Origin of the sequence: Hymenobacter lutimineralis (assembly GCF_008271285.1) — a bacterium.
In the GTDB taxonomy this organism is placed as follows: Bacteria; Bacteroidota; Bacteroidia; order Cytophagales; family Hymenobacteraceae; genus Hymenobacter; species Hymenobacter lutimineralis.
The window spans coordinates 1-14,543 of sequence record NZ_VTHL01000013.1 but is presented as its reverse complement, the minus strand read 5'-3'; the positions used below and the strand labels follow the sequence as shown (position 1 = coordinate 14,543).

Below are 14,543 nucleotides of genomic sequence, written 5' to 3'. Positions count from 1 at the left end.
GTGTCTTTCCTGCTGGCAGCTGCTCCTGCATTTCCCGGGCAACCAGCCACGAACAACGAATACTTCCCTTCCCATGCCGTTTGCTGAACATCCATTGGCCGAATCCAACCCCCTGACCGGGCGCTTCCGCTCGTTTGCGCGGGTGCAGACGCCTACCACCGGCCGAACCCTGGCCCGGTGGGCGGCCGCGCTGGGGCTGCTGGCCCTGGCGGCGGGCTTCCTGCCCTGGACGCAGAACATCCGCTCCACCGGCACCCTCACCACCCTGCGCCCCCAGGACCGCCCCCAGACCGTGCCCAGCACCATTGCCGGCCGCATTGACCGCTGGCGGGTGCGCGAGGGGCAGCACGTACGCCGGGGCGACACCCTGGTAGACCTGGTAGAAGTCAAGGAAAAGTACTTCGACCCCCAGCTGGTGCAGCGCACCCGTGAGCAGCTGGAAGCCAAAATTGCCTCGCTCAGCGAAAACAAAGCCAAGAACGCGGCCCTCACCGACCAGCAGGTAGCCCTGCGTGCGGGCCTGCAGGTGAGCTTAAGCAAAGCCCGTAACTACGTAGAGCAGAGCCGCCTCAAAGTAAATTCCGACGAGGCCGACCTGGTGGCCGTGCGCAACGACTACACCATTGCCCAGCGCCAGCAGCAGCGGCAGGAAGAGCTCTACAAGCAGGGCCTGAAGTCCCTGACGGAGCTGGAGCAGCGCCGCCTCAAGTTTCAGGAAGCCACGGCCAAGCTGCAGTCCGCCGAAAACAAGCTGGAAGCCAGCCGCCAGGCCCTGCGCAACGCCCAGTTGGAGCTGGCTTCCCTCTCGGCCGAGTACCAGGACAAGCTGGCCAAGTCGGAGTCGGACCGCCGCTCCGTGACGACTTACCAGTTCGATACTGAGGGCCAGATTGCCAAGATGCGCAACGAACTGGCCAACCTCAGCATCCGCTCGGGCTACTACCAGATTACGGCCCCGCAGGATGGCTACGTGGTCCGGGCCCTGAAAGAGGGCCTGGGTGAAATCGTGAAGGAAGGCGAGCCTATCGTTACGGTAATGCCCGATGCTCCGGCCCTGGCCGCCGAGCTGTACGTGCAGCCCATGGACATTCCCCTGCTGAGCGTGGGCCGCAAGGTACGGCTGCAGTTCGACGGCTGGCCGGCCCTGGTATTCAGTGGCTGGCCCGGCACCAGCTTCGGCACATTCGGCGGCGTGGTGGCCGTCATCGACAACATCGACTCCCAGGGCCAGTACCGGGTGCTGGTCACCCCAGACCCCGACCAGGAACCTTGGCCCAAGCCTTTGCGCGTAGGCAGCGGGGTGTACGGCTGGGCCCTGCTCGACGATGTGCCCATCTGGTACGAGCTGTGGCGGCAGGTGAATGGCTTCCCGCCCGACTTTGTGGGCGCCCCCGCTGGGAAGGACGGGAAAGAAGGCAAAGCCGGCAAGAAGGAGAAGAAAGCCGAGGCCTCGGCCGAAGAAGAAGCTAAATGAAGCAGCTGCGCACTTTTGCCCTGGCCGCGGGCCTGCTCCTGACTGCTGGCCTAGAAGGCGCGGAAGCGCAAGCCGCGCGTCCCGCCAACCGGCCGGCCGGCCGCCTTCCGGCCCCGCCCCCGTTGGTGGCCCGGCCCGTGGACCTGCCCGACTCCAGCCGCGTGTTTGGCCTCAGCGACCTGCTCGCCTACGTCACGCTGCGCCACCCCGTGGCCCGGCAGGCGGGGCTGCTGCCCGAGCGGGCCCTGCAGGAGGTACGCTTTGCCCGCGGGCAGTTCGACCCGGCTGCGACCAGCAAATACTACGGCAAAACCCTGGGCGGCAAGGAATACTTCCACGACTGGGATTCCCAGTTGCGGGTACCGCTCTGGTTTGGGGCCGACGTGAAAGCGGGCTTTGAGCGCGGCACCGGCACCTACATCAACCCCGAAAACTACACGGCTCCGGCCGGCCTAAGCTACCTGGGCATTTCGGTGCCGCTGGCCCAGGGCCTGCTGGTAGATGAGCGCCGGGCCGCTGTGCGCCAGGCCCAGGCCCTGCAGGGCTTGGCCGAAGCCCAGCGCCGCGGAGCCCTCAACAAGCTGCTGCTGCAAGCCGCCAAGGACTACTGGGACTGGACGCTGAGCCACCAGCGCCGGGAATTGCTGCGCCAGAATACGGAGCTGGCCGATGTACGCCTGCGGGCCATCCGGGAGCGGGTGCGCCTCGGCGACCTGGCCGCCATCGACTCGGTGGAGGCCCTGACCGAGCTGCAAAACCGGCAGGCGGCCCTGGTGCAGGCCCAGGTGCAGTGGCAGAACGCCACCCTGCAGCTGAGCACCTACCTCTGGGACGAGCAGCAGCAGCCCCGGGACCTGCCCGCCGACGTACGGCCCCAGCCCCTGGTAGACCCCGCCGGCTGGCGCCCCCTCCCCACCGACTCGCTAACCCTGCTCGCGGAGCAAGCCCAGCAGGTGCACCCCGAGCTGCAGAAAAGCCGGGCCAAGCTCCTCCAATTGGGCGTGGAGCGCCGTCTGCTGGCCAATAAGCTGCTGCCCAAGCTCAACGTCGATTACAACCTGCTGCAGGCGGGCACCCCCTTCAGCCCCGAAACCGGAGCCCAGCTCAGCGGCAGCTACCTGCAAAACAACTACAAGCTGGGAGTGAGCTTTGCCTACCCCGTGCTGCTGCGCCAGGAGCGCGCCAAGCTCCAGCTCAACCGCCTGAAGCTGCGCGAAACCGAACTGGAGCTGCAGCAAGGCACCCGCGACATCCAGGCCGGGCTGCGCACGGCGGCCAACGACTGGGAAGCCCTGCGCCAGCAGCTGGCCTTACAGGCCCAGGTGGTGCAGAACGCCGAACAGCTGCGCCGGGGTGAGCAAACCCGCTTCGAAAACGGGGAAAGCTCGGTGTTCCTGCTCAACACCCGCGAAGCCAGCCTGGTGAGTGCCCGCCTGAAACTGGCGGAGCTCCAGGCCAAATACGCCCAAACCCAGGCAACCCTCCGCTGGGCGGCCGGCGGCCCCACGCAGTAACCGCCCGCACCCAGGCGCAAGCCTCGCCTATTCCTACCCTTTACGTAGCGCTACCCAGCCCGGCCAGAACCCTGTTTCTGGCCGGGCCGGGAAAGCCATGTCCTGCCCACATCCTTCTACCTCTTCTTACCCCGGCTACATGGATACACACGTACTCCTTTCCAACCTTACTAACCCTACGCTGCTGTTTTTTGTGCTGGGTATTCTGGCCACGGTGGTGAAAAGCGACCTGGAAATTCCGCCGGCCTCTATCAAGTTCATTTCCCTGTACCTGCTCTTCTCTATTGGCTTTAAGGGCGGGCAGGAGCTGGCTCACAGCGCCTTCACGCCGGAAATACTGTACTCCCTGGGGTTTGGCCTGCTGGTGGCGGCCCTGATTCCGCTTTACACGTTTTTCGTGCTGAAGCGCCGGCTCAGCGTTGCCGATGCCGGCGCCGTAGCGGCGGCCTACGGCTCGGTAAGTGCCGTCACGTTTGTGTCGGCGGTGTCGTTTCTGGAAATGCAGCAACGGCACTTCAGCGGGCACATGGTAGCCGTGATGGCGCTGATGGAAGCCCCGGCCATCATTGTAGGGGTGATTCTAATGCAACGGTACGAGGCGGACTCCGAGGAAAGCCGCCCCAGCCTGGGCGCCATCGTGCAGCATTCCTTCACCAATGGCAGCGTGCTGATGGTGCTGGGCAGCCTCATGATTGGCCTGATTGCCGACACCAAGCAGGCGGAAGGCATCAAGCCTTTCACCACTGATATTTTTAAGGGCTTCCTGGCCATCTTCCTACTCGAAATGGGCATGGTCACGGCCCGCCGCTTTGCCGCCTTTCGCCACTATGGCCGCTTCGTCACGGCCTTTGCCTTGCTGGTGCCCCTGCTCAATGGCTGCCTGGTAGCGGCCCTCAGCCACTTGGTTACCGATAGTGAGGGTAACCGCTTCATCTTCGCCATTCTGGCGGCCAGTGCCTCCTACATTGCCGTGCCCGCCGCCATGCGCCTGGCCGCGCCCAAAGCCGACCCGGGCCTGTACCTACCCATGGCCCTGGGCGTCACCTTCCCCTTCAACATCACCGTGGGCATGCCGCTCTACTTCGCCATCGTGCAGCATTTTTGAGGAAACAAAAGTCTTCTCAGCCTCCCGAAGCCAGCTGGGGCCGAATGGGTATCCAGATTTCTTCTTCTGAGGTCGGGTCAGCATTGCGGTAGCCGGGGCCCAGCACTTCCAGGTGGGGCCGGTCGTCCAGCACGAACCCGGACGCCGGCAGCCACTCCAGCAGAATGTAGGCAAACACGCGCGTATCCAGGCTCGACCCGCGGTAGTCGAACACGGCGTACTGGCCCGCGGGTATGGTCAGCGGGGCCATTCCGACGGGCACCGGCGTAGCGTCCGCCACGGCCACCGCGGCCCATTTACAGAATACGGCGTGCGGGTCGTAGGCGGCGAAATAGCCGGCGGGGTACTGTGTCACCGAAAACAGGTCAGGGCTGGTGGACGACGCCACCTCACGCCGGCGCGGCATAAACGTGCGCCAGAGCAGCGCCGTCTGGTCTTCAGCCCGCGACATCAGCTGGCTAAAGCCCAGCAGCCGGCGGGCCGGGGCTTCGATGATTCGGGGCTGCAGGGCGGGAAAATCGAGCATGCGTGGCAGGCTAGTTGGCCTGGATTTAGAAGTTGGGGCCTGAAGTTAACCGTTCCACTTTGGCCTGGATGCACTAAGGGTCTTTTACTAGGTGTGCTGTTCCAAACCGTCCAGTTAGCATTAGGGCGAAACTTTTACCCGAGGGCCAGGACACCAACTGGCCTGAAACGCTTCGACATAGCGCAGGAAGCCGAAGGTACTTTGCCCGTAGGAGCCCACTGCCCACGTTCAACCCAACGAAAATTCTTGCCTGACATGCGTAAAGGATCCGTAACAATGCCGTAGCTTTGCAGCATGCTTCAACCAAAAAACTTGTTGATGAAGCGTGGGAACCTGCTCGGCGGGGAACCGCGAGTAGACCGGAAGGTCTTCGCAACCGTCGGTTTTCCCGATTTTGCCTCTGGTATTTCTGTTATTTTTTCTGGGTATTGCCCCGCCGCCGTTTCGGATTCCGAAACGGTTTTTTTATGTCCCTTGAGTTCGTTGGCTGCTGCCCCGCTGCCGATTCATACTGCCTAACTCAACTGCCAATCCCAACCCTCCACCACCCATGGCCCCCAACCCTCTCTTCCTTAACCGTGGCTGCTGTCATCAGCACCTCGGCCTGCACCGGCAGCCAGTTTCTCCGTCTTGGGTTGCGGAAGCTTAAGGCATCCTACCGTCCGTTTTAGTTAGACGCCCATCCTTTTCCTAGACTCCGGTATGGCACGTAAAGACCTGCTCGACATTGCATCCCTTCACCGTGAGGAAATCGAGTTCCTGCTCGACCAATCCACGTCCTTTAAAAAACTCTTCACCCACTCGGTGAAGAAAATTCCGGCCCTCGAGGGCAAGTCCGTGCTCATGCTGTTCTACGAGGCCAGCACCCGCACGCACTCCTCCTTCGAGGTCGCGGCCAAACGCCTCTCGGCGGAGGTAACCAATTTCGACGTGGCCCACTCCTCCATCACGAAGGGCGAGTCGGTGCGCGAGACAATTGAGACGCTCCAGGCCATGCGCACCGACTACATCGTTGTGCGCCACAGCCACCCCGGCCTGCCCGGTATGATTGCCCGCCAAACCACGGCGTCGGTCATCAATGCCGGCGACGGGGCGCACGAGCACCCCACCCAGGCCCTGCTGGACGCTTTCACCATCAAGGAAAAATTTCCTGACCCCCGGGGCAAAAGAGTCCTCATCATCGGGGATATCCTTCACTCCCGCGTCGCGCGCTCTACCAGCACCCTGCTGCAAAAGCTGGGCGTTGAGGTGGCGTACCTCGGCCCAGGCTCGCTGGTGCCTAAGTACGCCCCGGAAAGCATCCGCCGCTTTACCGACTACGAGGCGGCCATGGCCTGGGCGCCCGATGTGGTGTACCTGCTCCGCGTGCAGATGGAGCGCCAGGACGTGCAGTTTTTCCCCAGCGTCCGCGAATACCACCGGGTCTACGGCATCACCACCGCCCGGCTGGCAGAAATCCGCGACCGGGGCCTCTACATCATGCACCCCGGCCCCGTGAACCGGGGAGTCGAGTTGTGCGACGCCGTTATGGACTACGAGCGCAGCCTCATCACCAACCAGGTTGAAAACGGCATCTCCATCCGCATGGCCGTGCTCGACTGGCTGACGCCCGGCGGGGAATTCCCGAAGCAGGAAGCGTATACCGCGCGGCAACAGGCTAACTCGACGGTGATTATGCCCTAAATACCGAACGCAACGACCGACTCTGCTCTTTAACTTCCATTTCCCATAACCCTGACCCGGTTACAGTACTCCTTCACTCCATGCTTCTCCTTCAAAATACCCGCATCGCCTCCGAAAACTCCCCCAAACTGCTCGAGGGCGATGTCCTGATTGTCGAAGGAAAAATTCAGAAAATCGGCACCAACCTGCCTGTTCCCAAGGGTGCCCGCGTTATTGACGCCCGCGGCCGGGTGCTGATGCCGGCTATGTTTGATGCCCACGTCCACTTCCGCGCCCCCGGGTTTGAAAACAAGGAAACTATTACCACGGGCAGCGAGGCGGCCATCAACGGCGGTGTGACCGGCGTGGTGATGATGCCCAACACCCGCCCAGCCCTCGACTCGGCAAGCGCGGTGGCTACCGTGCTCGAAAATGCCAAGCACCGGTCCCGCATTCCGGTGTACACCTCCGGTTGCGTTACCAAAAACCGCGAGGGCAAGGAGCTGGCGGAAATTGAGGGAATGCACCGCCTCGGCGTGATCATGCTCACCGACGACGGGGATACCACCCGCGACCCGGCAGTACTGTTCCGCGCGATGCAGTATGCCACCGAGTTTGGAATGTTCTTCGCCAGCCACTGCGAGGTGCCGGAGCTGGCCGGGCCGCGCGCCCTCAACGAAGGGGTGATGAGTTATCGGCTCGGCATCAAAGGCTCGCCAGCCTGCGCGGAGGAAATCATCATCGACCGCGACATCCGGCTGGCCCACGCGACGGGCGCCCACGTGCACATCCAGCACGTGTCCAGCAAGCTTGGCATGGAGACCATCCGGTGGTGGAAATCGCGCGGCGATGTGAAGGTGACGGCGGAAGTGGCCCCGCACCACCTGCTGTTCACCGACGAGCACATCGGCGACTACGACACGAACTATAAGATGAACCCGCCGCTGCGGACGCAGGCCGATTGTGACGCCTTGCTCGAGGGACTCAAAGAAGGCGTCTTCGACCTCATTGCCACCGACCACGCCCCGCACACGCCCTTCGAAAAAGCCCAGGATTTCATCAGCGCCCCCAACGGCATCACCGGCCTGGACACGGCCCTGGTGTCGCTGTACCACTTCTTCGTGGAGCCCGGCAAATTTGGGTGGGACCTGGTGGTGAAGCGCTATTCGGCCGAGCCCCGCCGCCTGATGGGTCTGCCCGTGCCCACCATCGAAGTCGGCCAGCCAGCCGAGTGCGTCTTGTTCGATACCGAAGCGGAAACCACGTTCACGAAGGAATTCATGAAATCCAAGTCCCAGAATACGCCCTTCATCGACCAGACGCTGAAAGGCCGGGTAGACCTGGTGATTTTGGGGACAAAAATCCTGCTGGAGCGCGAACAGTTGGTTGAGCTGTCCGAAAAATAAACAGAACGCCTTACTACTAAGAACGTCATGCTGAGCGCAGTCGAAGCATCTCTACCACGAGAGTAAATCCAATCGATGGATTGCTGCTACAGTTGAGATGCTTGCCCAACAGCGACCTTCGGTTCGACTCCAGTCCCCTTCGCACAGCATGACCACCAAAGAATTTTGATGAGTACTCTTTCCTCCTCCAATCCTAAGCCCCTGGTTGGGGTGGTCATGGGCTCCAGCAGCGACTGGAACACCATGCAGCACGCCGTGCAGATGCTCGCGCACTTTGGCGTGGCCCACGAAGCCCGCGTGGTGTCGGCCCACCGCATGCCAGACGACTTATTTGCCTACGCCGAACAAGCCGGCCCGCGTGGTTTGCAGGCCATCATTGCCGGTGCGGGCGGGGCCGCCCACCTGCCCGGTATGCTGGCCGCCAAAACCACGGTGCCCGTACTGGGCGTGCCAGTGGCCAGCCGCCATTTGCAGGGAGTAGATTCGCTGCACAGCATTGTGCAAATGCCCAAAGGGGTGCCCGTAGCCACCTTTGCCATCGGCGACGCCGGAGCGGCTAATGCCGCCCTGTTCGCCGTCAGCCAGCTCGCTCTGCACGACCCGGACCTGGCTGCCAAGCTGCAAGTGTTTCGCGCCGAACAAACTGAAGCTGCTCGCGCTATGACCCTGCCCGTATGAACGAAGAAATTCACGTTGCAGCCATGACCCCAATTTTCCCAGGCAGCGAGGACGCCGCGGGCCAAAAGGCCACGCTGGGGGTACTGGGAGGCGGACAGCTGGGCCGAATGTTTGTGCATGCCGCCCAGCGCCTGGGCTACTTCACCGCCGTACTGGAGCCCGACGCGCAAAGCCCGGCCGGGCTGGTAAGTCACCACCACATCCAGACCGGTTACGACGACCCGGCCGGGCTGGCACAACTGGCCCAGCTGTGCCAGGCCATCACCACCGAGTTTGAAAACGTGCCAGCTCATACGCTGCAAACGCTGGCCCTGACCCGGCCCGTGGCGCCTGGCGCGACCGTGGTTGGCATTGCCCAAAACCGCATTGAGGAAAAAGCCCACTTCGCGGACTGCGCCGCTGTGTCGGGGGTGACTTGCGCGCCGTATACCGTGATTGAAACCCCGGCCCAATTGCAGGCTGTGCAAGCCGAGCGGAAGGATTTGCTGCCCGGCATCCTGAAAACCGCGCGCATGGGCTATGACGGCAAAGGCCAGGTCCGCGTGAGGACAGCCGCTGAGCTGGAAGCCGCCTGGGCGGAGCTAGGCGGCGTGGCCTGCGTGCTGGAAAAGATGCTGCCGCTCACCGCCGAATGTTCGGTGCTGGTGGCGCGCGGCTGGGACGGGCAAGTGGTCAGCTACGCCCCGCAGCGCAACGTGCACGTCGATGGTATTCTGGCCGTGACCCACGCCTACGAAGGCAGTCTGCCGCCCGCCCTGGCAACCCGGGCCCGCGACGCGGCCGTCTCCATCGCGCAGCATCTCGGCTACGTGGGGGTGCTGTGCGTCGAGTTTTTTGTGGTGGAAGACGGCAGCGAGCATGGCGGCCTGGTGGTCAACGAAATGGCCCCACGCCCGCACAACAGCGGCCACTATACCCTGGACGCCTGCGACGCGTCGCAGTTTGACCTGCAGGTGCATGCCATGGCGGGCTTACCTCTGCCGGAGCCGCGCCAGCATTCTCCAGCCATCATGCTTAACCTGCTGGGCGATGTCTGGTTCGACGCCAACGGTCAGCCACACGAGCCGGATTGGGCCACCGTACTGAGTTTGCCAGGAACCCACCTACACCTGTACCGTAAGTTGCAGGCGCGCGCAGGCCGCAAGATGGGCCACCTGACCATCACCGGCCCGGATGTCGCCAGTGTTAAAACCGTGGCGCGCCGCGCCGCTGATTTGCTCGGCTTGCCAGGTTTGGACGCCATCTAGAGGCTATTTATCATTTCCAGTCGTGCCGCCTTGGCTCCCTTCCCTACCGGAGACGGGGGCTGAGTAAGGCCAACCAACAGAACATGACCCAAACAGTAAAACTGATTCTGGAAGACGGCACCCTGATCGAAGGCGAGTCGTTCGGCGCGTATACCTCCGCAGCCGGGGAGGTGGTCTTCAGCACGGCCATGACGGGCTACCCCGAGAACCTGACGGACCCTTCCTTTGCCGGGCAGATCCTGGTGCTGACCTACCCGATGGTGGGCAACTACGGCGTGCCGGGCGAGGAGCTCTACGAGTCCATTTCCCGCATCTTCGAGTCGGACAAGGTGCACGTGGCCGGCCTGGTGGTCAACTACTACTCCCAGGAGCACAGCCACTGGCACGCGGCCAAGAGCCTGGGCGACTGGCTCAAGGAGTACAACATTCCCGGCATCTGCGGGGTGGACACGCGCCTTTTGACCAAGAAGCTGCGCGAGCAGGGCGCCCTGCTGGGCAAAATCGTGGCCGAGGAAGATATTCCGATGCACGACCCGAACCTGGAGAACCTGGTGGCGCAGGTCAGCCCCGCGGGCGTGCAGCACTACGGCCACGGCCAGCACAAGATCGTGCTGGTGGACTGCGGCACCAAGACCAACATTATCCGCTGCTTCCTGGAGCGCGACGTGGAACTGATCCGTGTGCCCTGGGACTACGACTTCACCCAGCTCGACTACGACGGCCTGTTTCTCTCGAACGGCCCCGGCGACCCGAAGATGTGCCAGGCCACCATCGGCCACCTGCAGAAAGCCCTGCAGCAGGACAAGCCCATCTTCGGCATCTGCCTGGGCTCCCAGCTCATGGGCCTGGCCGCGGGCGGGGACACGTTCAAGCTCAAGTACGGGCACCGCAGCCACAACCAGCCGGTCAAGCTCACGGGCACCCAGCGCAGCTACATCACCAGCCAGAACCACGGCTATGCGGTGGACCCCACCACGCTGCCGAGCGAGTGGACCATGCTGTTTGAGAACCTGAACGACGGCACCTGCGAAGGCATCCAGCACCAGACCAAGCCCTTCTTCTCCACCCAGTTCCACCCCGAAGCCGCCGGCGGCCCCCAGGACACGGAGTTTCTGTTCGACCAGTTTCTGGACGAGGTAGAGAAGTACAAGCAGGCATCGAATGCTTAGCGACTTGGTTACGACCAAATCATTGGCGCTAGTGGCGCTGATAGCATTTACCGGTTTCGTGTTGATAGGTGCTTTTTACACGCCTGATAAGCCGTCTGAGCTCAAGTTCGACAAAGAGAGTTGGACGGTGTATAATGACGGTGAAGGCACCTATCCTTACCGGGAAAGGATGCTTAGTGATTGGGTTAAGCATCACCAATTAACAGGGTTGACTTACGAGCAGCTTGTTGATTCGATTGGTGAGCCAAGCAACTACGGTCAGGATGACGACACCATAATTCAGTACCTGATTTTTGAAGGGTTTGAATCGGATATTGACCCGGTTCACGGCAAAACGCTCGACCTGACATTGGGACCTGATTCAGTTGTAACTGCTTACAAAGTCACTGAATGGTAAGTACCCTGGAACGTCATGCTGAGCTTGTCGAAGCATCTCTACCGCTTCGTTGTATTGTTCGGTAGAGATGCTTCGACAAGCTCAGCATGACGTTCTGCACCACACAAACCGACCTCTAAACTCGCCCTTTCCAACGCCCCGCCTACATGCCAGAAAAACGTAGAGGTCTGCCGAATTGGGTTTTTTTGCTGATGGGGGCCGTGGTTTTTGGCCTGTTCCTGTTTGGCAAGTACCTGGTCCAGCCCACGCTGCTGCGCACCGTGCTGGGGGAGCCGGGAAACCTGGTGAACCGGGCCATGAAGTCGGCCAAAGTTTCGCCCCGCATAACCCGGCGCACCGGGGAAATAACCGCCAAAAACTTCAAGGTGGAAAAGCTCGGCGCCCGCAAAGACACGACCGTTTTCCGCTTCTTCATGGAAGGCGAACGGGCCGACGCCACCATCAAACTCTGGATGGTCAAACGGCCGTCCGGGCAATGGGAGGTTTTCAAAACCGACACCCTCTTCAGCGCGGTGAAAACCGCTTCCGCTCACGCACGCAAATAGGCTGTAGCCAGCTCCAAACGACTGCTTTTCGACACGACTCCCGCATGGGTCTGTTACCTCACTCCTAGAATGGAAAAACCACAGAAAGTTCTCATCCTCGGTTCCGGTGCCCTCAAAATCGGGGAGGCCGGTGAGTTCGATTACTCCGGCTCGCAGGCCCTCAAGGCGCTGAAAGAGGAAGGCATCCGCACCATCCTCATCAACCCCAACATTGCCACCGTGCAGACGTCGGACGACATTGCCGACGACGTGTACTTCCTGCCCGTGACGCCCTACTTCGTGGAACGCGTCATACAAAAGGAGCAGCCCGACGGCATTCTGGTGGCCTTCGGCGGGCAGACGGCCCTGAACTGCGCCGTGGCCCTGTACCGCGCCGGCGTGTTCGACAAGTACCAGGTGCGCGTGCTGGGCACGCCCGTGCAGAGCATCATCGACACCGAGGACCGCGACATCTTCAAGGAAAAGCTCGACCAGATCGGCGTGCTCACGGCCCGCAGCGAAGCCGTGACGACGATGGAGGACGCGCTGGCGGCCGCGGAGCGGATTGGCTTCCCCATCATCGTGCGCGCCGCCTTCGCGCTGGGCGGCCTGGGCAGCGGCTTCGCCAACAACATGGACGAGCTGCGCACCCTGGCCCAGAAGTCCTTCTCCACCTCCGACCAGATTCTGGTGGAAGAGTCCTTGAAAGGCTGGAAGGAAGTCGAGTACGAGGTGGTGCGCGACCAGTTCGACAACTGCATCACCGTCTGCAACATGGAAAACTTCGACCCCATCGGTATCCACACCGGGGAAAGTATCGTGGTGGCCCCGTCGCAGACCCTGAGCAACCGCGAGTACCACAAGCTGCGCAGCATCGGCATCCAGACCATCCGCCACCTGGGCATCGTGGGCGAGTGCAACATTCAGTACGCCCTCGACCCGTACTCGGAAGAATACCGCGTCATTGAGGTGAATGCCCGCCTCTCCCGCTCCTCGGCCCTGGCCTCCAAGGCCACGGGCTACCCGCTGGCCTTCGTGGCCGCCAAGCTCAGCCTGGGCTACTCGCTGGCCGAGCTCAAGAACAGCGTCACGCAAACCACCTCGGCCTTCTTCGAGCCCGCCCTGGACTACCTGGTGGTCAAGCTGCCGCGCTGGGATTTGGGCAAGTTCTCGGGCGTGCAGCGCCAGATCGGCTCGGCCATGAAGAGCGTGGGCGAGGTCATGGCCATCGGCAAAACGTTCGAGGAAGCCATTCAGAAGGGCCTGCGCATGCTCGACACGGGCCGGCGCGGCTTCGTGGCCAACAAAGCCGAGTCCCAGCTCGACCACGCCAGCCTGGACCAGCTGCTGAGCGAGCCCAACGAGGAGCGCATCTTCGCCATCAACGAAGCTTTCCAGGCCGGCTACGACGTGGACCGCGTGCACGCGCTCACGCGCATCGACCGCTGGTTTCTGCAGCGCCTCTACGGCATCTACCAGCTGGGCCAGCAGCTCGCCTCAACGCGCCAGCAGGGCGGCCTTGACGCCCTGGATACGGCCCTGCTGCGCCAGGCCAAGAAGCAGGGCTTTTCGGACCAGCAGCTGGCCGTGCTGCTGCTGGGCCCGGCCGAGGTGAAGGCCCACGAGCTGCTCGTGCGCGCCCGCCGCCAGGCCCTGGGCGTGCGGCCCGTCGTCAAGCAAATTGACACGCTGGCGGCCGAATTCCCGGCCCAGACCAACTACCTGTACCTGACCTACCACGGCACCGAAAACGACCTGGAACCGGAAACCGAGAAGTCGGTGGTGGTGCTGGGCTCGGGCGTGTACCGCATCGGCTCGTCGGTGGAGTTTGACTGGTGCGGGGTGAATGCGGCCCAGACCGTGAACGAGGAGGGCTACAAGTCCATCATCATCAACTACAACCCCGAAACCGTGAGCACCGACTACGACGTGTCGGACCGCCTCTACTTCGAGGAATTGAGCTACGAGCGGGTGATGGACATCCTGGACTTTGAGGCGCCGCAGGGCGTGATCCTGAGCACCGGCGGGCAGATTCCCAACAACATTGCCACCCGCCTGGAAGCGGCCGGCGCGCCCATCCTGGGCACGGCCGCCGCCCGCATCGACGAGGCCGAAAACCGCCACAAGTTCAGCTCCATCCTCGACGAGCTGGGCATTGCCCAGCCGCGCTGGAGCGAGCTGACCACCCTGGAGGCCATCTACGCCTTCGTCAAGCAGGTGGGCTTCCCGGTGCTGATCCGGCCGAGCTACGTGCTGTCGGGGGCAGCCATGAACGTGGTCTCGAACGTGCCGGAGCTGGAGGAGTACCTGAAGCTGGCCGTGGACGTCAGCGCCGAGTACCCGGTGGTGGTGTCCGAGTTCATCCAGGAGGCGAAGGAAATCGAGCTGGACGCGGTGGCCGATAAAGGGGAAATTGTTTCCTATGCTATTTCGGAGCACGTGGAGTTTGCCGGCGTGCACTCGGGGGATGCGACCATGTACTACCCGCCCCAGCGCGTGTACGTGGGCACGGTGCGCAAGCTCAAGGTCATTGCCGAGAAGATTGCCCGGCGCTTCCAGATCAGCGGGCCGTTCAACATCCAGTTCCTGGAGAAGAACCGCGAAATCCGGGTGATTGAGTGCAACCTGCGGGCCTCGCGCTCCTTCCCCTTCGTGAGCAAGGTCTCGGGCCACAACCTGATCAGGAAGGCCACGCAGGTGCTGCTGGGCGTGCCCGTAGCGCGCGACGCGAGCGAGCTGGTCTACGATTTGCCCTTCGTGGGGGTGAAGGCCTCGCAGTTCTCCTTCACGCGCCTGCAGGGGGCCGACCCGGTGCTGCGCGTGGACATGACCAGCACCGGG

The 14,543-nt window shown here is 62.5% G+C and carries 12 protein-coding genes; 11 read left to right on the top strand and 1 reads right to left on the bottom strand.

The window, feature by feature from the left end:
• Positions 1 to 73: 73 nt before the first annotated feature.
• The 3 genes from FY528_RS12740 to FY528_RS12730 all read left to right on the top strand — a co-directional run bounded on the left by FY528_RS12740 (position 74) and on the right by FY528_RS12730 (position 4,093).
• On the top strand, positions 74 to 1,474 hold the full coding sequence (locus FY528_RS12740) for an HlyD family secretion protein (protein WP_149071404.1): 1,401 nt from the start codon (positions 74 to 76) through the stop codon (positions 1,472 to 1,474).
• Positions 1,471 to 2,988 (top strand): TolC family protein, encoded by a 1,518-nt coding sequence (locus FY528_RS12735; RefSeq protein WP_149071403.1) that lies wholly within the window; start codon positions 1,471 to 1,473, stop codon positions 2,986 to 2,988. The genes FY528_RS12740 and FY528_RS12735 overlap by 4 nt, the downstream gene beginning before the upstream one ends.
• 139 nt (positions 2,989 to 3,127) lie before the next feature.
• Positions 3,128 to 4,093 carry a sodium-dependent bicarbonate transport family permease gene (locus FY528_RS12730; protein WP_149071402.1) on the top strand — a complete coding sequence of 322 codons (966 nt, stop codon included), beginning with the start codon at positions 3,128 to 3,130 and terminating at the stop codon, positions 4,091 to 4,093.
• Positions 4,094 to 4,109: 16 nt separating this feature from the next.
• Here the strand turns inward: FY528_RS12730 and FY528_RS12725 are convergent, their stop codons facing one another.
• A complete protein-coding gene (locus FY528_RS12725) occupies positions 4,110 to 4,619 on the bottom strand; it encodes a GyrI-like domain-containing protein (RefSeq protein ID WP_262383990.1) in 510 nt (169 codons plus the stop codon).
• Between the two features lie 702 nt (positions 4,620 to 5,321).
• On the opposite strand from FY528_RS12725, the gene FY528_RS12720 reads away from it, so the two are divergent.
• The 8 genes from FY528_RS12720 to carB all read left to right on the top strand — a co-directional run.
• Positions 5,322 to 6,302: an aspartate carbamoyltransferase catalytic subunit gene (locus FY528_RS12720; protein ID WP_149071401.1), complete on the top strand. Its 981-nt coding sequence runs from the start codon at positions 5,322 to 5,324 to the stop codon at positions 6,300 to 6,302.
• An 80-nt stretch (positions 6,303 to 6,382) separates the two neighbouring features.
• The gene (locus tag FY528_RS12715) at positions 6,383 to 7,687 is read left to right on the top strand and encodes a dihydroorotase (protein ID WP_149071400.1); all 1,305 of its coding nucleotides are present in this window, start codon (positions 6,383 to 6,385) and stop codon (positions 7,685 to 7,687) included.
• A 168-nt stretch (positions 7,688 to 7,855) separates the two neighbouring features.
• Positions 7,856 to 8,365, top strand: a complete 510-nt coding sequence (gene purE, locus FY528_RS12710) for a 5-(carboxyamino)imidazole ribonucleotide mutase (protein WP_149071399.1) — start codon at positions 7,856 to 7,858, stop codon at positions 8,363 to 8,365.
• A gap of 23 nt (positions 8,366 to 8,388) precedes the next feature.
• Entirely contained in the window at positions 8,389 to 9,612 is a 1,224-nt protein-coding gene (locus tag FY528_RS12705; RefSeq protein WP_149071512.1) for a 5-(carboxyamino)imidazole ribonucleotide synthase, read from the top strand.
• A gap of 83 nt (positions 9,613 to 9,695) precedes the next feature.
• Positions 9,696 to 10,781: a glutamine-hydrolyzing carbamoyl-phosphate synthase small subunit gene (gene carA, locus FY528_RS12700; protein ID WP_149071398.1), complete on the top strand. Its 1,086-nt coding sequence runs from the start codon at positions 9,696 to 9,698 to the stop codon at positions 10,779 to 10,781.
• A complete protein-coding gene (locus tag FY528_RS12695; RefSeq protein ID WP_187632111.1) occupies positions 10,774 to 11,178 on the top strand; it encodes a hypothetical protein in 405 nt (134 codons plus the stop codon). The genes carA and FY528_RS12695 overlap by 8 nt, the downstream gene beginning before the upstream one ends.
• 191 nt (positions 11,179 to 11,369) lie before the next feature.
• A complete protein-coding gene (locus tag FY528_RS12690) occupies positions 11,370 to 11,723 on the top strand; it encodes a hypothetical protein (protein WP_149071396.1) in 354 nt (117 codons plus the stop codon).
• Between the two features lie 69 nt (positions 11,724 to 11,792).
• Positions 11,793 to 14,543: carbamoyl-phosphate synthase (glutamine-hydrolyzing) large subunit (carB, locus tag FY528_RS12685; protein WP_149071395.1), on the top strand; the 2,751-nt coding region annotated here is incomplete at its 3' end.

Coding starts and splice junctions, on each gene's coding strand:
- FY528_RS12725 (WP_262383990.1), bottom strand. CDS start 4,619: ATGCTCGATTTTCCCGCCCTGCAGCCCCGAATCATCGAAGCCCCGGCC.
- FY528_RS12715 (WP_149071400.1), top strand. CDS start 6,383: ATGCTTCTCCTTCAAAATACCCGCATCGCCTCCGAAAACTCCCCCAAA.
- FY528_RS12720 (WP_149071401.1), top strand. CDS start 5,322: ATGGCACGTAAAGACCTGCTCGACATTGCATCCCTTCACCGTGAGGAA.
- FY528_RS12695 (WP_187632111.1), top strand. CDS start 10,774: ATGCTTAGCGACTTGGTTACGACCAAATCATTGGCGCTAGTGGCGCTG.
- FY528_RS12690 (WP_149071396.1), top strand. CDS start 11,370: ATGGGGGCCGTGGTTTTTGGCCTGTTCCTGTTTGGCAAGTACCTGGTC.
- FY528_RS12740 (WP_149071404.1), top strand. CDS start 74: ATGCCGTTTGCTGAACATCCATTGGCCGAATCCAACCCCCTGACCGGG.
- FY528_RS12730 (WP_149071402.1), top strand. CDS start 3,128: ATGGATACACACGTACTCCTTTCCAACCTTACTAACCCTACGCTGCTG.
- FY528_RS12705 (WP_149071512.1), top strand. CDS start 8,389: ATGACCCCAATTTTCCCAGGCAGCGAGGACGCCGCGGGCCAAAAGGCC.
- purE (WP_149071399.1), top strand. CDS start 7,856: ATGAGTACTCTTTCCTCCTCCAATCCTAAGCCCCTGGTTGGGGTGGTC.
- FY528_RS12735 (WP_149071403.1), top strand. CDS start 1,471: ATGAAGCAGCTGCGCACTTTTGCCCTGGCCGCGGGCCTGCTCCTGACT.
- carA (WP_149071398.1), top strand. CDS start 9,696: ATGACCCAAACAGTAAAACTGATTCTGGAAGACGGCACCCTGATCGAA.